The 18328-nt window shown below is 62.7% G+C and carries 17 protein-coding genes; 7 read left to right on the plus strand and 10 right to left on the minus strand.

Going from position 1 to position 18328, the window contains the following annotated elements; genetic code table 11:
• Position 1: 1 nt before the first annotated feature.
• A complete protein-coding gene (locus GV035_RS01670) occupies positions 2–1267 on the minus strand; it encodes an acyl-CoA dehydrogenase family protein (protein WP_159832804.1) in 1266 nt (421 codons plus the stop codon).
• Positions 1264–1515: an acyl carrier protein gene (locus tag GV035_RS01675; RefSeq protein ID WP_159832805.1), complete on the minus strand. Its 252-nt coding sequence runs from the start codon at positions 1513–1515 to the stop codon at positions 1264–1266. Before GV035_RS01675 ends, GV035_RS01670 begins: the two co-directional genes overlap by 4 nt.
• A 647-nt stretch (positions 1516–2162) precedes the next feature.
• Between GV035_RS01675 and GV035_RS01680 the strand changes: the two genes are divergently transcribed.
• Complete coding sequence (locus GV035_RS01680) at positions 2163–2411, plus strand: hypothetical protein (RefSeq protein WP_236572385.1); 249 nt, start codon at positions 2163–2165, stop codon at positions 2409–2411.
• 24 nt (positions 2412–2435) lie between these two features.
• Here GV035_RS01680 and GV035_RS01685 read toward each other — a convergent pair whose 3' ends face one another.
• Positions 2436–2849 carry a hypothetical protein gene (locus tag GV035_RS01685; RefSeq protein ID WP_159832806.1) on the minus strand — a complete coding sequence of 138 codons (414 nt, stop codon included), beginning with the start codon at positions 2847–2849 and terminating at the stop codon, positions 2436–2438.
• 473 nt (positions 2850–3322) lie between these two features.
• On the opposite strand from GV035_RS01685, the gene GV035_RS01690 reads away from it, so the two are divergent.
• Positions 3323–4078 (plus strand): FadR/GntR family transcriptional regulator, encoded by a 756-nt coding sequence (locus tag GV035_RS01690; RefSeq protein ID WP_159832807.1) that lies wholly within the window; start codon positions 3323–3325, stop codon positions 4076–4078.
• A 162-nt stretch (positions 4079–4240) separates the two neighbouring features.
• Positions 4241–4795 (plus strand): hypothetical protein, encoded by a 555-nt coding sequence (locus GV035_RS01695; RefSeq protein ID WP_159832808.1) that lies wholly within the window; start codon positions 4241–4243, stop codon positions 4793–4795.
• A gap of 17 nt (positions 4796–4812) precedes the next feature.
• On the opposite strand, the gene GV035_RS01700 is transcribed toward GV035_RS01695, so the two are convergent.
• Together GV035_RS01700 and GV035_RS01705 are read right to left on the minus strand one after the other, a co-directional pair.
• Entirely contained in the window at positions 4813–6063 is a 1251-nt protein-coding gene (locus GV035_RS01700; protein WP_159832809.1) for a metal-dependent hydrolase family protein, read from the minus strand.
• Between the two features lie 41 nt (positions 6064–6104).
• Positions 6105–7502: an MFS transporter gene (locus tag GV035_RS01705; protein ID WP_159832810.1), complete on the minus strand. Its 1398-nt coding sequence runs from the start codon at positions 7500–7502 to the stop codon at positions 6105–6107.
• A gap of 112 nt (positions 7503–7614) precedes the next feature.
• On the opposite strand from GV035_RS01705, the gene GV035_RS01710 reads away from it, so the two are divergent.
• Positions 7615–8598 carry a LysR family transcriptional regulator gene (locus GV035_RS01710; protein ID WP_236572386.1) on the plus strand — a complete coding sequence of 328 codons (984 nt, stop codon included), beginning with the start codon at positions 7615–7617 and terminating at the stop codon, positions 8596–8598.
• A gap of 170 nt (positions 8599–8768) precedes the next feature.
• On the plus strand, positions 8769–9515 hold the full coding sequence (locus GV035_RS01715; RefSeq protein WP_159832811.1) for a glucose 1-dehydrogenase: 747 nt from the start codon (positions 8769–8771) through the stop codon (positions 9513–9515).
• Between the two features lie 61 nt (positions 9516–9576).
• Here GV035_RS01715 and prpF read toward each other — a convergent pair whose 3' ends face one another.
• From prpF to prpB, 4 genes are all read right to left on the minus strand, one after another.
• Positions 9577–10782: a 2-methylaconitate cis-trans isomerase PrpF gene (prpF, locus tag GV035_RS01720; RefSeq protein WP_159832812.1), complete on the minus strand. Its 1206-nt coding sequence runs from the start codon at positions 10780–10782 to the stop codon at positions 9577–9579.
• Between the two features lie 32 nt (positions 10783–10814).
• Positions 10815–13412 carry a Fe/S-dependent 2-methylisocitrate dehydratase AcnD gene (acnD, locus tag GV035_RS01725; RefSeq protein WP_159832813.1) on the minus strand — a complete coding sequence of 866 codons (2598 nt, stop codon included), beginning with the start codon at positions 13410–13412 and terminating at the stop codon, positions 10815–10817.
• A gap of 190 nt (positions 13413–13602) precedes the next feature.
• Positions 13603–14124, minus strand: a complete 522-nt coding sequence (locus GV035_RS01730; RefSeq protein ID WP_159832814.1) for a citrate/2-methylcitrate synthase — start codon at positions 14122–14124, stop codon at positions 13603–13605.
• A gap of 21 nt (positions 14125–14145) precedes the next feature.
• Positions 14146–15042 (minus strand): methylisocitrate lyase, encoded by an 897-nt coding sequence (gene prpB / locus GV035_RS01735; RefSeq protein WP_159832815.1) that lies wholly within the window; start codon positions 15040–15042, stop codon positions 14146–14148.
• A 188-nt stretch (positions 15043–15230) separates the two neighbouring features.
• On the opposite strand from prpB, the gene prpR reads away from it, so the two are divergent.
• The gene (gene prpR / locus GV035_RS01740) at positions 15231–17177 is read left to right on the plus strand and encodes a propionate catabolism operon regulatory protein PrpR (protein ID WP_159832816.1); all 1947 of its coding nucleotides are present in this window, start codon (positions 15231–15233) and stop codon (positions 17175–17177) included.
• 388 nt (positions 17178–17565) lie between these two features.
• Positions 17566–17793 (plus strand): hypothetical protein, encoded by a 228-nt coding sequence (locus tag GV035_RS01745; RefSeq protein WP_159832817.1) that lies wholly within the window; start codon positions 17566–17568, stop codon positions 17791–17793.
• A gap of 139 nt (positions 17794–17932) precedes the next feature.
• Here GV035_RS01745 and GV035_RS01750 read toward each other — a convergent pair whose 3' ends face one another.
• The gene (locus tag GV035_RS01750) at positions 17933–18247 is read right to left on the minus strand and encodes a DUF4148 domain-containing protein (RefSeq protein ID WP_159832818.1); all 315 of its coding nucleotides are present in this window, start codon (positions 18245–18247) and stop codon (positions 17933–17935) included.
• Between the last annotated feature and the right edge of the window lie 81 nt (positions 18248–18328).

Genomic DNA, 18328 nt, shown 5'->3' on the forward strand with positions numbered 1-18328 from the left:
GTTACAGGTCCCCGGTTGCGGCGCGCTGCGCGAGCAGCAGATTTGCCGTGTTCAATTCAATGCGGTCGTTGCTGATCATGAGCGGTGCGGAATGCAGATCGCGCAAATGACGCCCGACGCTGAACGGCGTGTCATTTTTATAGCCGGCCATTCCACAAATCATTAGCGTCTCTTGCACCACATGCACCGCCGATTGTGAAATCGAGAGCTTCAGCATGTTGAGGTCCGATGCGAGACCGATTGATGCCGTGAGCGGTGCATCGATGTCGTCTGCATGGTTGGCCTGACGCACCACGCGTTGGCGTTGCGAGGCTTCCACTGCCGCAAGCGATTCACGCAAGCGCGCCTGCATCATGCGTACGAGGGTCACTGCTTGCGCGAGCCGCGAAGCCGACGGCGGCAATGCACCCGGCTTGCCACGCGCCTGATTGCGAAAGAATTGATGCGCGCGGTTCACGGCGTCCGATGCAATGCCGATCCACACCGACGACCACAACGTATGCGATACAGGCAGCATGCTTTCATCGGCGATCTTCGAAAACGGTATTGGCAGGATCTGCTCAGCGGTTCCGCTCGCGATGAGCCGATGTCCTTCACTGCACGTTCCGCGCATGCCGAGTGTGTCCCATGTACCGCGCTGCTCGAGTGTGCACGTTTCACGCGGCGCGACGATCAGCACTTGATCGGACGGCGGCGCATCAGGATGACGGCGCGCGGTAACGAGAATGGCGTCGGCGTACTTGCCATACGAGATGGTCGGCGCAAGCTTCTCGATGGTGAAGGCGCCATCGACGAGATCGACCGCACACGCGCTCGTACGCATGTTGCCGCCGATGGTCTCCTCCGACGTCGCGGACGCGAGCAGCAATTGCTCTTTGACCATGCGCGCGAGGAAATCGCGTTGCCATTGCACATTCACGCCGTGATCGACGATGCAGATGACCTGGCTTTGATGCATCGCATAGATCATGGCCGCCGAGGCGCAGCCTTGCGCGAGCGTTTCGCACACGCGGGCGACGCCGGAAAGCGAGAGGCCGTCGCCACCGTGCGTCACGGGGACCATGGCGGAGAGCAGCCGTTCCTCGCGCATGGCAGCGACGGCTTCGGCGGGGAAGCGCGCATCTTTGTCGACGGCATTCGCATGCTTCGCTGCGATTGCGGAGACACGGCGCGCGGCGTCGAGCAACTCACTCTCGCCACGAGCGTCCGCGCCGCGATCGAGTGCGGCCAACTGGGACGCTTCGACTTCCTGCGCGGCGGCGTTCATGCTGCCGCCTGCTGACGACGAAGCTCCTCGACGGCTGCGGCGAGAGAATCGACGCTGGAAAAGAGCCGGCGTGTGAGCATGTGGTCCGGAATCTCGACGCTGAATTCATCTTCGATCGCGAGCATCACGTGAACAGTGGCGAGCGACGAAAGACCCGCGGCGTAGAGATCGTCGCTGTCAGTGAGGGTATCGATGGGCACGTCGAGGCGTGCGGATTCGGAAAGGATGCGGCGCAATTCAGTTTTCATTATGTCTGGTTCCCTTGTACCTGGCCAACGGTGCGACCGGCCGATTGGGCGCTCAAGGGGATCCCCTCAACGAACGCCATTTACGTTATTCAAGCCGGGGCGTACGGGCGGCGGTGTATTCGCTCGATGAATCGAAACCGGTTCGAAGAGCCCTCGCATCACCATCGAGGTTGTTTGATCGTATTTAACGGATTGGGCGGGGTGTACGTCCGTGCGATGGCGCACGGTGCCCTCGATGAGCGTTGTTTTCTATATTCCGCTCGTCCACGCCGTCCTTCAAGGAATTAGCTTCGGGATGTTATGCGACGCGTGGCGTTCCTTTGAATGGAGCAGCCAGAAAGGCGTCCATATTTGCGGTATTCAGAGGGCGGTAACCGAGAGGTTCACGCGAAGCGGTTACGACTAAGCGGCGTCGCGGTTCCGGGCCTTCGGCGAACATCGCGCTTGAGCGCAGGGAATGAGCATGAATCCTGCTTCTGACGCTTCGGCGGCAAGGTGGCGCGTTGCCTGCAGCGAACTGTCCGCTACCGCCGGTCACGTACCGCGCGATTGCATACCGCATGCAGCGTCCGGCATGAAGAATGCGAAAATGACCGCGACCGCCGGATGAGCGCGGAAGTCAACCTCGAAGAAACGGAGCAGACGAGATGAGAACAAGCAGACTGGCAGTATTGATCGCCTTGACGACCGGCGTGGCGCTGGGTGCAGGCGGCGCCATGGCGCAGGCCGGCGGCAACGGCAACGGCGGCTCCGGCGGTGGCAACGCCCACGGACCGGCGACTGCCGCGCCAACGGTAGGCGGAGACAACACCTCCGCGCCCGGAAGCACGCACAAGGGCGGCTTTCACTTCAAGCACAAGAAAAAAGCAAAGCCCGCTGAGTCGACGACGCAGTAAGCGCGGTTCGCGAAGCGCGGCGAGTCACATCGCCGTGCTTTCGGCGTCGATGTCGTCCGTACCGAGGCGGGAGAAAATGTCACAGACCGCGCGTAGCTCCGCTTCGTCGCGAATCTTGACGATGACCCGCGTGATCGCGCCGATGTTCCCTGCGTCGCTGGCGTCACCGCCATCACGGAAGTTAGGAAGAATATCGTCGCCGGCCGATGCGGCGTCGCTCGAATCGTCGTCGAAATAAGCGGCATACCCGGCGTGTTCGGCGGTGATCCATTGCGTCGGCGAGCTGGCGCTCAGCGCGATCGACATCTGAATCTCGGCGATGCGTTCAGCGCAGGCCACCCGGATACGGTCGCCCGCGATGCCCTCGGCGCGCAGGTCTTCCAATGCTTCGTCAAGCTTGTGCGGGCCGCAGAACGCCCCGCTTACTTCTCGCATCATTACTCGTCTCCTTGCGTGCCGGTGTCGCGCGCATCGCCCGCCCACGTCGAGCGAAGGAATGCTGGCTGCCGGCCGTCCGTGGTCGTCAGAGGAAGGCGCAACGTCACGCCGGTGCGCAGGACCGTTCGATCACGACAGCCGAAGACCGCATTTCCCGGAGCTCGCGCGTTCGCGAAAGATGGCGAATCCGACGGATGCGGACATGGGATTCACGAGCCCCGGAACCGAATGAACGCACGACGCCCGTTCCGGCGAGCGGAATGCGCGGCATTCACTTCATGCGGTACGTGAACTCTACGCCGCAACCTTCGGCTTTTCAATGAGTGGTTTCAGGCATGCATTACCGCCGTAACACTTGCATTTTGCATACGAGCGAGGTGCCAGACGATTGCGCGCCTGGACTTGGAATAGTCATCGTACAAGCGTGTCCGCGCCCTATAATGAGCCATTGGCATTCAAGGACCGGTCTCTCAATGTCTCCTGCACTCGCAACTGGCGCGCTTCGCCGTTCCCGCAATCTAACCGAAGAGGTCGTCGCCGAACTGTCCGAGCGAATCCGCAGCGGGACGCTTCAGCCGGGCGACAAGCTGCCGACCGAATCCGAAATCATGGCGCAGCTCGGCGTGAGCCGCACCGTCGTGCGCGAGTCGATCTCGCGCCTGCAGGCGGCGCGGCTCGTGCAGACGCGACACGGCATCGGCACCTTCGTGCTGGAGGCGGGGGATCATGACCGCTTCCAGATCGAAGCCGCCGGCGACCTGACCATTCGCGACGTGATGGCGATTCTCGAACTGCGCATCAGTCTCGAAGCGGAGGCGGCGGGCCTCGCCGCGATGCGCCGCACCGATGAAAACCTCGCGCAGATGCGCCGTGCCCTCGACGAGTTCGAGCGGCACATCGCATCCGGCACGGAAAACGCCGTCGCCGCCGATGTCGCATTCCACCTTGAGCTGGCGAAGGCAACGGGCAACCGCTATTTCCACAGCATTCTGAGCCAGCTCGGCAATACGATCATTCCCCGCACGCGTGTGAATTCTGCTGCGCTCGCGCACAACGATCCCGGCAGTTACCTCGACCGCGTGAATCGCGAGCACGAGGACATCTACGATGCAATCGAGCGCCGCGATCCCGAAGCGGCGCGCGCCGCGATGCGCATGCATCTCTCCAACAGCCGGGAGCGTCTGCGGCGAGCGCAGGAGGCGTCAGCCAAGCCCTCCGACGCCGGCTGACACACGTTGTACGTCCTGCTTTCCCGCTTGTAAGGCGAGGCTCTTGCTATCTGTCTGCATGCAGCATGCAGCACGCCGCATGCGAAGTGCCGGCATGCAAAGCGCAAAAGGCAAAGGCAACGCGAAAGCCCTCGACTGAACATATCGAAAGGAGAAGCACGGATGCACTGGATCGACCCCGACTGCCTGCCGGAAACGCGCGGCACAGTCACGCGATTTCTTCTAAACCCACATGGCGAGCTTGACGGATTCATATTGGACGAGTCGCGGCAAGTGCACGTCCCGCCGCATCTATCGAGGCAACTGTCGCGCAACGTGAAGATCGGCGATGCCGTCACCGTGCGCGGCATCAAGCCGCGCGGCGCGGACATGGTCGCCGCCGTCGCCGTCATGACCAGGGCGGGTCGCACTATCCTCGATGAAGGCCCCGACCATGGCGGGAAACATCACCCGCCGGAAGTCGAAAGACGCGAAATGGAAGCGTCGGGCGAAGTGCTCATCGCGCTGCATGGTCCGAAAGGCGAACTGCGCGGCGCGTTGCTCGACGATGGCACGTCGCTGCGCATGCCGCCGCATGCGGCCGAGGCGCTGTCGGACTATCTGACGCCGGGCGCGCACGTTCATGCGTGGGGACATGGCGTAAAGAATCGCCTCGGCCGAAGCATTGAAGTCGATGAAATTGCCCATCTGGTCGATGACGGAAGTGCCGAGGAGTAGGCCTCACGTGTCCGGCGTCACCGGGCGTCGAGTTCATCGAACTGAATCTCGCCGCCTTTCATGATCAGCGGAATCCGCTCGCCCTGTCCCAGCAGACAGGCGATGTCCTCGAGCGGATTGCCGTCCACCACGATCATGTCGGCCCACGCGCCCGGTGCGATGCAACCCAGCTTTCCGGGCAGGCCGAGCACTTCGGCGGCCGTCGTCGTGGCGGCCGCGAGCGCCGCCGCGTTGCCGAGCACTTCGGATCGAATGCGAAATTCATCGCTTTGTAGCCGCTGCGACGGTCCGAGCAGGTCCGAGCCGAAACCCATCTTGACGCCGGCATCGCGATAAATCTCAAGCGAGCGCAGACCCGCCTCGCGCACGTCTTCGATCTTCGCGACGCTTTCTTCGCCGAGACCGTACTGCGCCCCTTCCGATGCCAACGCTTCATACGTAACGAGCGTCGGCACGACGTACGCGCCGTGTTCGGCCATCAGCCTGGCGGTCGGCGCGTCGATCAGATTGCCGTGTTCGATCGTACGCACGCCGCAGCGCACGACCCGCGCGATGGCGTCCGCCGTGTACGCGTGGGCCATCACGTAGGTCTTGCGTGCGCGCGCTTCCTCGACGATCGCGCGCACTTCGTCTTCCGCGTAGCCGTAGGCGCCGACAGGGTCGGTAGGCGACGCCACGCCGCCCGACGCCATGATCTTCAGATGATCGGCGCCCATCTGCAATTCCTCGCGCGCGGCGCGGCGCACTTCGTCCACGCCGTCCGCGACGCGGGCGAGCGCGCCCACGCGCACGCAGCAGCCACAAGGCGCACTGTCGCCCACGTAGTCCGAGCGGGCGCGCATGTCGCCGTGACCGCCGGTCTGACTGAGCGCGCGTCCGGCCACGAAAAGGCGCGGCCCCATGGCGAGCCCGCTTTCGACCGCGATCTTGTGCGGATGTCCCGCCCCGCCTGCGTCGCGCACGGTGGTGAAGCCGCGCCGCAGCATGCCGCGCATGATCGGCACCGAACGCAGCGTGACGAGTACGTTCGGCATGTGTATCTGCTGCGAAAGGTTGAGCTGCACCGCCACCACATGCACGTGCAAGTCGATGAGGCCGGGCATCAGCGTCTTGCCCTTCAGATCGATGACACGCGCGGACGCGCTTCGCAGCGGCTTGTCCGAGATCTCCTTGACGACGCCGTTCTCGACTAGAACGTGATGTGCGTCGCGTACTTCGGCTCGCGCGGGGTCGAGCACCGCGGCGTTCTGGAAAAGGATGCTTTGCACGCGTGAGTCTCCCTGAAAAGCTTGCATTCGGCGTTATGTATTCAATACTTGGCGGCGTGTCTCACGGATGCCACGTCTTCCGCTTCGCCTGCCGCAATGTCTTCGAGCGAGCGCCCGCGTGTCGGCACGCCCATCACCACGACCGCGAGCGCGCCGAGCAGCAGCACGACGGTCGTCGCGCCAAACACGCCCGCAAAGCCGGACACGGGGTAGAGATAGCCGACGAGAATCGGCGAGACGATCGCGCCGATTCGTCCGATGGCGGATGCCGTGCCCGCGCCGGTCGTACGCACCGCAGTCGGAAAGACTTCGGCGGTGTAGGCGTAGACGCCGGCATACGTGCCGTTCATGAAAAACGACAGACAGATGCCCGCCAGCATGATCTCGCCGTTGCTGCTCGCGAACGCCATGCCGAGCGCGCACGCGCCGCCACATAGCATGTAGGAGGCGATCGTCGCCTGTCGCCCGATGCGTTCGTTCAAATATGCCGCCGTGAAATAGCCCGGCACTTGCGCGACATACATCGCGAGCGAATAGCCGAAGCTGCGCGTGATGCTCATGCCGTGCTGCACGAGCAGACCGGGAATCCAGGTGAAGAACGCGTAATAGCTGAACGTGATGGAGAGCCACATCAGCCAGGTCATCACCGTGATGCGCGCCTGCCGGCCAGCCCACAGCGCGCGGAAATTCGTGACGAGCGTGCCGGTGGGCGCGGGCGGTGCGCCCGTCGGACCGGCGGCTTCGGCGGCGGGCAGCGTGATGCCTTGCCGCGCGAAGTCCGCTTCGATGTCGGCGAGCACGCGGTCGGCGTCCTGGTGACGTTTGCGACTTTCGAGCCAGCGCGGCGACTCGGGCAGCGAGCGGCGCCACCACAAAAGCATCACCACGGGCAGCGCCGTGATGAAGAGCACAGTGCGCCAGCCCGAGGGAAACGCCGGCACGACGAAATAGCCGAGCAGCGCCGCCGCGACGAAGCCGAACGAAAAGAACCCCGCGAGCGCGCCCGTGAAGACGCCGCGATAGCGTTTGGCGACGAACTCCGCGAGATACGGCGCGATGATCGCGCTTTCCGCGCCGGTGCCCATTCCCGCGACGATGCGCGAGGCGAGGAACGTGGGCCAGGAATCGGTCATCGCGCTGATGATCGACGCGACGCTGTAGAGCAGCAGCGCGTACATCATCACCTTACGACGCCCGATCAGATCGCCGAGCGTGCCCGCGAAAAGCGCGCCGAAGAAATAGCCGATGAAGTTGCCGCTGCCGAGCACGCCCGTCTGCACGCTGGTGAGCGCCCAGTCGTGGCGCAGCACCGGCAGCACGAACGCGACGGCGGCGGCGTCCATGGCATCGAACGCATAGCCGAAGCCGCCCATCATCAGGAGCCGCCAGTGAAAGCGTCCGAAAGGAAGACGTTCGATGCGCGCGGATACGTTCGACACAGGGCTCTCCAGTCAGGGCAACGATGCGTTTCAGACAGTCGATCCGCTCATTCTATGGCGCGCTCGACTTAAGCCATATTTATAATCGTGATCCCGTCCATTGATACGGTGAATGTCCATCATGAGTTTCCGGACGCTCGACCTCAACCTCTTGAAAGTGTTCGAGGCGCTGATGACCGAGGGTGCGGTCACGCGCGCCGCGAGCAAACTGTCGCTCACGCAGCCCGCTGTTAGCAACGCGCTCGGCCGGCTACGCGAGGCCTTTGGCGACCCGCTATTCGTGCGCCACGGCGCGGGCGTCGCACCGACTCAACGCGCCATGGCGTTGTGGGGACCCATCGGCGAATCGCTGAGCCGCATTCGCGGTGCGCTCGACGAGCAGACCTTCGTTCCCGCGCTCGCCGACGTCAACTTCAGTCTGTCGATGTCCGACTATGTCGCGGGCATCGTCATGCCGCGATTGATTACGCGATTCGGCAAGTCCGCGCCCGGCGTACGGTTTCAGACCGTGCCGAACATCCTGCTCGATGCGCCCGCGCTGCTCGAGGGTAATCGCGTGGACTGTCTGATCGGCGTGTATGTGAACGAGACGTTGCCGCCCGCGCATATCCGCTCGCGTTCATTGTGGACCGTGGACTATGGATGCGTTATGCGACGCGATCATCCGCTCGCCGAAGCGGGCAAGCTGACGACGCGCCGCTTTCTGAACGCGCGTCACGTCGATGTGAGTCTCGCGGGGCAGACGCAACCTACCTTCGACACCTTTCTCGCATCGCGCGGATTGAAGCGCAATCTGGTCGCGACGGTGAACCACTACACGGTGGCGTGCGACATGATCCGCGCGAGCGATCTGATCGGCGTATTGCCGAGCGATCTGTGCGAGCGCGCGGCTGCAAGCGGGGAGCTCGTCACCGCGCGCGCGCCGCTGGAGGCGCCGGATCGCGTGATCAGCCTGTTCTGGCATCAGCGTAACGAGACCTTGCCCGCGCACCGGTGGCTGCGCGAGCAACTGGTCGACATGTTCGCCGCGCCGCAGCTTGCAGCGCCGGCGCGCGGCGGCCGGCGCAGGACGTCGGCGCGCTCGATCGCCGCCTGACGGCTTCTGGTTCTTTGTATGCATTGTTCATCGTTTCCAGTCAGTCAATTCGTGCTGGACGGCTTTATCGCGAAGGACGAGGTGTCTACATTGGCGACGTGGCGCTTCGGCGCGTTTCAGCCGACCGCCGACTTCATCTTCGCGGTAATCCCTCTCCAAAGGAAATGATCATGAGCAAGCTCGCAGGCAAAGTGGCCGTCGTCACGGGTGCATCGAAGGGTATCGGGGCCGCCATCGCCAAGGCGCTCGCGGCGGAAGGCGCGTCGGTCGTGGTGAACTATGCAAGCAGCAGGAATGGCGCGGATGCCGTCGTGGCCGATATCGTCGCGGCTGACGGTAAGGCGATCGTCGTGGCCGGCGATGTATCGAATTCGGCCGACGCGAAAGGCATCGTGAATGCGGCGGTGGAGACTTATGGCCGCCTTGATATCGTCGTGAACAACTCGGGCATCTATGAGTTCTCGCCCATCGAAGAGATCACGGAAGAGCATTTCCATAAGCAGTTCAATGTCAACGTGCTCGGCGTGCTGCTCGTGACGCAGGCCGCTTCGAAGCATCTGGGCGAGGGCGCGAGCATCATCAACGTGAGTTCGGTCGTGAGCCGCATCACGCCGCCGGCAAGCGCGGTCTACAGCGGCACCAAAGGCGCGGTCGATGCGATCACAGGCGTGCTGGCGCGCGAGCTGGGCGTGAGGAAGATTCGCGTGAACTCGATCAATCCCGGCATGGTCGCGACGGAAGGCACGCACACGGCCGGCATCATCGGCTCGGAGATGGAAACGGGCATCGTGGCTCAGACGCCGCTCGGTCGGCTGGGGAATCCGGACGATATCGCGTCGGTCGCGGTGTTCCTGGCATCGGACGATGCGCGCTGGCTGACAGGCGAGAGCATCGTGGCGAGCGGCGGGCTGCGGTGATTTGAACGAGACTGAAGGAGAGGCGATCCGCGACGTATCGCGCGCCGCCTCGAACGGTTACTTACGAAGCCGACACGTTGTCCCGAGGGTCGGGCACACGAACGAATCCTTCGAAAAGCACGCGCGCGCTGCGGCTCATGATGGCCTTCGTGACCGTCCACTGTCCGTTCGATTCAACCGCTTCCGCGCCGACGCGTAACGTGCCCGACGGATGACCGAAGCGCACCGACTGCCGCGCGCCGCCGCCCGCCGCGAGATTGACGAGCGTGCCGGGAATCGCGGCCGCCGTGCCGATGGCGACAGCGGCAGTGCCCATCATCGCGTGATGCAGCTTGCCCATGGACATCGCGCGCACGAGCACATCGACATCATCCTTGCCGATACGCTTGCCGCTCGATGCCACGTACTCCGCCGGACGCGCGACGAACGCGATCTTAGGCGTGTGCTGACGCTTGGCGATTTCATCGAGGCTCTTGACGAGACCCATGCGTAGCGCGCCGTAGGCGCGAATTGTTTCAAAGCGCGTCAACGCTGCATTGTCGCCGTTGATCGCGTCCTGAAGTTCCGTGCCCTTGTAGCCGATGTCCTCGGCATACACGAAGATGGTCGGTATGCCCGCGTTGATCATCGTCGCCTTGAAGGTGCCGACGCCGGGCACTTCAAGATCATCGACGATGTTGCCCGTCGGGAACATCGCGCCTTGTGCGCCTTCTTCCTCCGCTGCGGGATCGAGGAATTCGAGCTGCACTTCGGCGGCCGGGAACGTCACGCCGTCCAGCTCGAAATCGCCCGTTTCCTGCACGGCGCCGTTGGTCATCGGCACATGCGCGATGATGGTCTTGCCGATGTTCGCCTGCCAGATACGCACGATCGCGATGCCGTTGTCCGGCACGCGCTCCAGATCGACGAGGCCGCTCGTGATTGCGAACGGTCCGACCGCCGCCGAGAGGTTGCCGCAATTGCCGCTCCAATCGACGAAGGGCTTGTCAATCGCGACCTGGCCGAACAGATAGTCGACGTCATGATCGGGCCGCGCGCTCTTCGAGACGATGACCGTCTTGCTCGTGCTCGATGTCGCGCCGCCCATGCCGTCGATTTGCTTGCCGTACGGATCGGGGCTCCCTATCACGCGCATGAAGAGCGCGTCACGCGCCGGTCCAGCGACGCGCGCCGCTTCGGGCAAATCGTTCAGGCGAAAGAAAACGCCCTTGCTGGTGCCGCCGCGCATGTAAGTCGCGGCGATCCTGATCTGTGGTGCGTGTGCCATATGAATCCTTCTGTTGGCGGCAGGGCGCGATGTCAGGCCGCTGCCTTCGACGATTCCAGGAAGTCCTGAGCGAAGCGTTGCAGCACGCCACCGGCTTCGTAGATCGAGACTTCTTCCGCGGTATCGAGCCGGCACGTCACGGGCACTTCGACACGCTCGCCGTTCTTGCGATGGACCACGAGCGTGAGATCCGCGCGCGGCGTGCGCTCGCCGATCACGTCATACGTTTCCGTGCCGTCGATGCCGAAGGTCTGCCGATTCATGCCCGGCTTGAACTCGAGCGGCAACACGCCCATGCCGATCAAGTTCGTGCGATGAATGCGCTCGAAGCCTTCCGCGACGATCGCCTCCACGCCCGCAAGCCGCACGCCTTTCGCGGCCCAGTCGCGCGATGAACCTTGTCCGTAATCCGCGCCCGCGATGATGATAAGCGGCTGCTTGCGTTCCATGTACGTTTCGATCGCTTCCCACATCCGCGTGACCTTGCCTTCCGGTTCGATGCGCGCAAGCGAGCCTTTCTTCACTTCGCCATTCACGACCGCCATTTCATTGCTGAGCGTCGGGTTCGCAAAGGTCGCGCGCAGCGCCGTCAGATGATCGCCTCGATGCGTTGCGTATGAATTGAAGTCCTCTTCGGGCAAGCCCATTTTCGCGAGATATTCGCCCGCCGCGCTATTCGCGAGGATCGCATTGGATGGCGAAAGATGGTCCGTCGTGATGTTGTCGCCGAGCACCGCAAGCGGGCGCATGCCCTTGAGCGTGCGTTCACCCGCGAGCGCACCTTCCCAATACGGCGGGCGGCGAATATACGTGCTTTGCGGGCGCCAGTCGTAGAGCGGACTGATGGCTACGTCGCTCGCTGCCGTCAGCGCGAACATCGGCTCATAGACCTTGCGGAACTGATCCGGCTTCACGCTCTCTTTGACGATGGCGTCGATCTCTTCATCGCTCGGCCAGATGTCTTTCAGATACACAGGCTGGCCGTTCTTGCCGATGCCGAGCGCATCGCGTTCGATGTCGACGCGGATCGTACCCGCGATGGCATACGCGACGACGAGCGGCGGCGACGCGAGAAACGCCTGCTTCGCATAGGGATGAATGCGGCCATCGAAGTTGCGATTGCCCGAGAGCACCGCAGTCGCATACAGATCGCGATCGACGATTTCCTGCTGAATAGCGGGGTCGAGCGCGCCGGACATGCCATTGCACGTGGTGCATGCAAACGCGACAATGCCGAAGCCCAGTTGTTCGAGATCGGACAGCAAGCCGGCTTTTTGCAAATAGAGTTCGACCACTTTCGAACCCGGCGCAAGCGACGACTTCACCCACGGCTTGCGCGTGAGACCTTGTGCATTTGCGTTGCGCGCAAGCAGCGCCGCTGCGATCACATTGCGCGGATTGCTCGTATTCGTGCAACTCGTGATTGCCGCGATGATGACCGCGCCATCGGGCATGCGCCCCGGCGTGTCTTCCCATTGGCCCGCGATGCCGCGTGTCGAAAGCTCGGCAACGGGCAGGCGTTTATGGGGATTCGACGGCCCCGCCATGTTGCGCACGACCGTCGACAGATCGAAACGCAGCACGCGTTCGTATTGAGCGTGGACGAGCGAATCTGCCCACAGGCCAGTGGTTTTTGCGTATTGCTCGACGAGGCGCACTTGCTGCTCATCTCGTCCGGTCAGCCGCAGATAGTCGATCGTCCGCTCGTCGATATAGAACATCGCAGCAGTCGCGCCGTATTCGGGCGCCATGTTCGAGATGGTGGCGCGATCGCCGAGCGTGAGACTCGATGCACCTTCGCCATAGAACTCGAGATACGCGCCGACGACTTTCTCCTTGCGCAGGAATTCGGTGAGCGCGAGCACGATGTCGGTTGCCGTAATGCCCGGCTGACGCTTGCCGCTCAACTCCACGCCGACGATATCCGGCAAACGCATCCACGACGCGCGGCCGAGCATCACGTTCTCGGCTTCGAGTCCGCCCACACCGATTGCAATGACGCCGAGCGCATCGACGTGCGGCGTGTGACTGTCGGTGCCGACAAGCGTATCCGGGTACGCGACGCCATCGACTGCGTGAATCACTGGCGACATACGCTCCAGATTGATCTGGTGCATGATGCCGTTGCCCGGCGGAATCACGTCGACATTCTTGAATGCCTTCTTGGTCCAGTTGATGAAATCGAAGCGATCTTCGTTGCGCCTGTCTTCGATCGCGCGGTTCTTCGCAAACGCGTCCGGATCGAAACCGCCGCATTCCACTGAGAGCGAATGATCGACGATCAACTGCACGGGTACCACGGGATTCACTTGCGCGGGATCGCCGCCCTGATCCGCGATTGCGTCGCGCAGGCCGGCAAGATCGACGAGCGCCGTCTGCCCGAGAATGTCGTGACAGACGACGCGCGCGGGAAACCACGGGAAATCGCGTTCGCGCTTTCTCTCGACGAGCTGCATCAGCGACGCGTCGAGAATCGAAGGATCGCAACGGCGCACGAGGTTTTCCGCGAGCACGCGCGAGGTATAGGGCAGCGTGTCATAAGCGCCGGGCGCGATGGCTTCGACGGCGGCGCGCGCATCGAAGTAGTCGAGCGAGAAGGCGGGCAGGGGTTTGCGGTTTGCGCTATTCATTGCGGTGTCTCGGTCATTGCATGGTCTTTAACATGCCACGCTCGAAGGGACTGGGGCGACCCTTCATTCGAAGATTCGGGCTATTGTAGGCGCCGCTGGCGCTCGACGCGGTGACGACCATCACGGAATCGAGCGCCAGTGTGCTGAGACAGGGCTTGTAGCAAAGCCTTCAAGTCACGCGAAGATTCACTCAGGAACGCTTCGCCAGCGGGATGAACTCCAGATCATCCGGCCCCGTGTAATTCGCGCTCGGCCGGATGATCTTGTTGTCGATGCGCTGCTCGATGATGTGCGCGCTCCATCCGGAGGTGCGCGAGATCACGAACAGCGGCGTGAACATGGCGGTCGGCACGCTCGTGCCGAGCACGGAGACGCCGGTGCGCATCACGTCCATCGGATGCGCGGACGCCGGAATCCATTCCAACGCGGCCTTCAGGCTCGCGGGCAGGCCGCGCAGCGCCTTGAGCTTGGTCTTGTATGCGTTCAGCTCCGCGACGTTCGGCAGCTTGCCGTGCACGAGCAGATACGCGATTTCTTCAAACTCGGACGTGGTTGCGACATCCAGAATGTCGTAGCCGCGATAGTGCAGGTCATTGCCCGTCTTGCCGACGGTACACAACGCGGTATTGCCCGCTGTCACGCCCGACAGCGCGACGGATTTCTTCGGCTTGAATGCGCCTGCAGTTGCAGTGCTGTTGTCTGCTTCGCTCATCGATTTCGTCTCCTTCAAGGGTTATTTCTTCGCAGCAAAGAGCTGGTCGAGCTTGTCTTCGTAGGCGTGATAGCCGAGATACTTGTACAGGTCGGCGCGCGTCTGCATCGTTTCGACTGCGGCCTTTTGTGTGCCATCGCGCTTGACCGTCTCGTAGAAGTTGAGCGCAGCCGCGTTCATCGCACGGTAGGCGCCGCAGCAGTAGAGCGCGATATCGACGTTCGCTTCCCGCAACTCATCGACGGTGAAGAACGGCGTCGAGCCGAATTCGGTCAGGTTCGCGAGAATCGGCACGCGCACGGCGGCCTTGAAGCGGCGATAGTCGTCGAGCGTTTTCATCGCTTCGGGGAAGATCATATCCGCGCCCGCATCGACATAGGCGATCGCGCGCTCTATCGCGGCGTCAAGGCCCTCGGCGGCGGCCGCGTCCGTGCGCGCCATGATGACGAAGGAATCGTCGGTGCGCGCATCGACCGCGGCTTTCACGCGATCGACCATCTCGCCGGTCGGCACGACTTCCTTGCCCGGACGATGACCGCAACGCTTCTGCCCGACCTGATCCTCGATGTGCACGGCGGCCACGCCCGCCTTGATGAACGAGCGGATGGTACGCGCGATGTTGAAGGCGCCGCCCCAGCCGGTGTCGATATCGACCATCAGCGGCAACGACGATGCATCGGTGATGCGGCGCGCGTCGATGAGCACGTCTTCCATCGTGCTAATACCTAAGTCCGGCATGCCGAGCGAGTTAGCGGCGACGCCGCCGCCCGACAGATAGAGCGCCTTGAAGCCGACCGCTTCGGCCATTTTCGCGGCATAGGCGGTGATCGCGCCGACGACCTGGAACGGCGATTCGTCCTGGACGGCCTGGCGGAATCGCGCGCCTGCGGTCTGTGCGGACTGGTATTCAGAATTCACGGTTGTCTCCAGCAGAAGGGTGCGGCCTTAAAAGCAATTACCTTGCCAACGGCGCTTGAGTTTGTAAAACATTGATTTTAAAGGAAACGGATTCTTCGGCCCCGGCGTCTCATTTCGTCTCTGGAATCCATAATTCGAAATTGAAATGATGTTGCATACTGCATGCTTCGACCGGCTTCCAAAACACCATGCAAACCGAAAACGCGACTCGCCCGCGCATCTGGGCGGTCGGCATCAGCCGGCTCCGAGCCTTGTTCATCGACCTTGCGGGCGCCTATTCCGATCGCGCCGAACTCGACGTCGTACCGCTCGCCTATGAAGACGCCGCGAACAGCATCGAATCGGCGCGCGACGGGCGGCCGGATGTCGTCGTCGCAGGCGGGTCCAATGGCGCCTATCTGAAGAGCCGTGTGTCCGTGCCGGTCGTCGTCATCAGCCCGACGGGTTTCGACGTGATGCACGCACTGACTAAGGCGCGGCGCGAGGGCGCGAGCGTCGCCCTCGTCACGCACGGCGACACGCCTGCGGAGATACGCCGTTTTCTGGCCGCGTACGGCATCGACGTCATCTGCGAGTCGTACCGTTCGGCGCAGGATGCGGAAAGCCTCGTGCTCGATCTGCGTGACCGGGGCGTCGACGTCGTGGCAGGGCCCGGCCTCGTCGCCGATCTCGCGGCCGACGCGGGCATGAGTTCGGTGTTTCTTTACTCGCGCACTTCCGTCGTCGCGGCGTTCGAGACCGCGCTCGAAGTCGCTCAAGCCATGCGCGGCGAAGCCGCGAGGCGCAATCGCCTCGACAATTTGCTGCAGCATCTTCGCGATGGCGTCGTCGCTGTCGATGCCGAAGGCCGCATCGAGGCAATGAATCGTCAATTGGCCGCTGCGCTCGGCATTGCGGATGCATCGCGCGTGGCCGGCCGTTCATTGCTCGATGTCGCGCCGGACCTGCAAGGCGTGCTGCCCGCTGACGACGGCGATGTGTTCGGCACGGTGCGCGGCGTGAGCTATGCGATTCATCGCGGTCCGCTCGCGAGCGACGGCGCATCCGACGGCACCCTCTTCACCTTTCAGGAATCGCGAGCGGTCGAGCGGCTCGACCGGACGCTGCGATCGCGGCGGGGCGCGCAGGAATTCGTCGCGCGCTATCGGCTGGAGGACGTCGTCGGCGAGTCGGATGGAATCGAGCGTGTGAGGGCGCTCGTGCGCCGCTATGCGAAGTCCGACGCAACCGTGCTGATTCTCGGCGAGAGCGGCACCGGCAAGGAGATGGTCGCGCAAAGCATGCATCGCCTGAGCCGTCGCAGAGACTTTCCATTCGTCGCGATGAATTGCGGCGCGTTCCCCGAGGCGCTGCTTGAAAGCGAACTCTTCGGCTATGAGGAAGGCGCGTTCACGGGCGCGCGCAAGGGAGGCAAGGCGGGCTTGATCGAGGCGGCGCATCGCGGGACGCTCTTTCTCGACGAGATCGGCGAGATGCCGCCCTCGCTGCAAAGCCGCTTGCTGCGAGTCCTGCAGGAGAGAGAAGTCATTCGGCTTGGATCGACGGAGCCGACGCGCGTCGACATTCGCGTGATCGCGGCGACGCATCGCACGCTTGCCGACGCTGTCGCCGACGGGTCGTTTCGAGCTGACCTGTTTTATCGCATCAATATCCTGAGCATTGCGTTGCCGCCGTTACGTGCGCGCGCTTCGGACATTCTGCCGTTGGCAACTGAGCTACTCATGCAGGCCGCGCGGCGCGACAAGGCGCTTGCGCTGCGCGTACCCGACCGCGAAGCGGCGGCCCGTGTCTTCGCGCCGCTGGAGCACGCTTTAATCGGTCACGCGTGGCCCGGCAACGTCAGGGAATTGCAGAACATCGTTGAGCGCATTTCTGTCGAGTTATCGGACATGGCGTTCGAGACCGATCGCGCCATCTCATTGACATTGGATGACTTGCAAGCGATCGCGCCAGAACTTTTCGCCACGCAATCGAATGGCGCTGCCGACTTGTCGCTTCGCGATCTGAGCCGTTCGGTCGAAGCCGATCAGATTCGGGCAACGCTCGCCGCGTTCAATGGCGATCGGGACGCCGTCTGCAAGGCGCTTGGGATAAGCAAGACAACGTTGTGGCGAAGGCTGAATTCGAAGCGTTAAGGCGCGGAATGCGTGAGAGTCGCAGCAGCTACGGCGTAAAGGTCGGGAAAGGCTGCGCGTAGATTGGTGTCGATGCTTGCAGAAGCCCCGTTTCACTCAAGCTCGCCCGCCGAATAACAGACGATCGTGCTGAAGGACGCTGTATGTCAATCGTCTATCTTAAGAGACCTCTCCACAAAAGTTACTGTTTGTTAAAACAGGTGCGTCAACCCTTTCGTCTACTTATCTTTCTCCTGCTCGACAAACACTAGACTAAGGACGCTAAACGGCTGTCTGCCGGTCCTTGGCGCAATGAGTCGTCCAACACTAGAAAACGTCAGGCAGTCATCCGCTACGGCTTCTTGGGAAAAGCCGTGAATTGCCTACACGAACCTGAGAGAGATTACTGATGATCATCTACCATCGCGGCGCGGCCTTCGAACCGAAAGTGACCCAGGCCGGCAACGGCTTTATTGCTTCGGTCGCACTGCTCGAAGAAGACGGCCACGCCACGTCGCTTGGAAAGCTGGGCCTCTTTGCTAACGAAGAGGGCGCAATCAACTTTGCGGTGCGGTGCGCCACGGCATTCATCGAGGGCGACGATATGCCATTGCCGCCCTTCAAGATGAATTCTTGAGAGGGCTGTCGCACCGATCGACGATCCGCAACAGGCGTCGATGGCCATGCGAGCGCGGATGCCTGCGCCGACGTCTTGTTGTGACACACAGTTCCGGACTGGCGTTGGTCTGCTGTGGCCGAAGGAAGAGACCGGGGCGTCATTGCGTCGGTACTGGCGGGCATTCCGTCTGAAACCAGTAATCGACGAGGCGCTGTGCTGCCTGCAGATCGTCTGGATAGTAGGGATCGTCGTAGAACGGAGACGGGTCGTAGCCGGCTTTGCGCAGCGCCCCCAGCTCCACTTGATGCTGTGCCATCGTCGGACTCGCGTTCGTCCTGAGCGCGGCGAGATCGCGGCATTCGAGGTCGGTGAGGTGCCTGCCCGGCGGAGGCATCCCGCCCGCCACACAGCCCGCGAGCACGAGAAGCGCAGCAGTAAGTAACGATGCCTTTTTCGAGGTTTCAACCACCATGTCTAGCCGGCCACTTTGAAGGCCGCTCCGGATTTCGCTGTGTCGATATGAATGCGTGGCCGCGCGGACGCAATTGCACCG

The organism is Burkholderia sp. 8Y (assembly GCF_902506145.1).
GTDB lineage: Bacteria > Pseudomonadota > Gammaproteobacteria > Burkholderiales > Burkholderiaceae > Caballeronia.

Bases quoted from the DNA above. Each gene is read 5' to 3' on its own strand.
- acnD (WP_159832813.1), bottom strand. From the start codon at position 13,412: ATGAATAGCGCAAACCGCAAACCCCTGCCCGCCTTCTCGCTCGACTAC.
- GV035_RS01695 (WP_159832808.1), top strand. From the start codon at position 4,241: ATGCACTGGATCGACCCCGACTGCCTGCCGGAAACGCGCGGCACAGTC.
- GV035_RS01715 (WP_159832811.1), top strand. From the start codon at position 8,769: ATGAGCAAGCTCGCAGGCAAAGTGGCCGTCGTCACGGGTGCATCGAAG.
- prpF (WP_159832812.1), bottom strand. From the start codon at position 10,782: ATGGCACACGCACCACAGATCAGGATCGCCGCGACTTACATGCGCGGC.
- GV035_RS01745 (WP_159832817.1), top strand. From the start codon at position 17,566: ATGATCATCTACCATCGCGGCGCGGCCTTCGAACCGAAAGTGACCCAG.
- GV035_RS01750 (WP_159832818.1), bottom strand. From the start codon at position 18,247: ATGGTGGTTGAAACCTCGAAAAAGGCATCGTTACTTACTGCTGCGCTT.
- GV035_RS01710 (WP_236572386.1), top strand. From the start codon at position 7,615: ATGTCCATCATGAGTTTCCGGACGCTCGACCTCAACCTCTTGAAAGTG.
- prpR (WP_159832816.1), top strand. From the start codon at position 15,231: ATGCAAACCGAAAACGCGACTCGCCCGCGCATCTGGGCGGTCGGCATC.
- GV035_RS01670 (WP_159832804.1), bottom strand. From the start codon at position 1,267: ATGAACGCCGCCGCGCAGGAAGTCGAAGCGTCCCAGTTGGCCGCACTC.
- GV035_RS01690 (WP_159832807.1), top strand. From the start codon at position 3,323: ATGTCTCCTGCACTCGCAACTGGCGCGCTTCGCCGTTCCCGCAATCTA.
- GV035_RS01730 (WP_159832814.1), bottom strand. From the start codon at position 14,124: ATGAGCGAAGCAGACAACAGCACTGCAACTGCAGGCGCATTCAAGCCG.
- GV035_RS01675 (WP_159832805.1), bottom strand. From the start codon at position 1,515: ATGAAAACTGAATTGCGCCGCATCCTTTCCGAATCCGCACGCCTCGAC.
- GV035_RS01680 (WP_236572385.1), top strand. From the start codon at position 2,163: ATGAGAACAAGCAGACTGGCAGTATTGATCGCCTTGACGACCGGCGTG.
- GV035_RS01685 (WP_159832806.1), bottom strand. From the start codon at position 2,849: ATGATGCGAGAAGTAAGCGGGGCGTTCTGCGGCCCGCACAAGCTTGAC.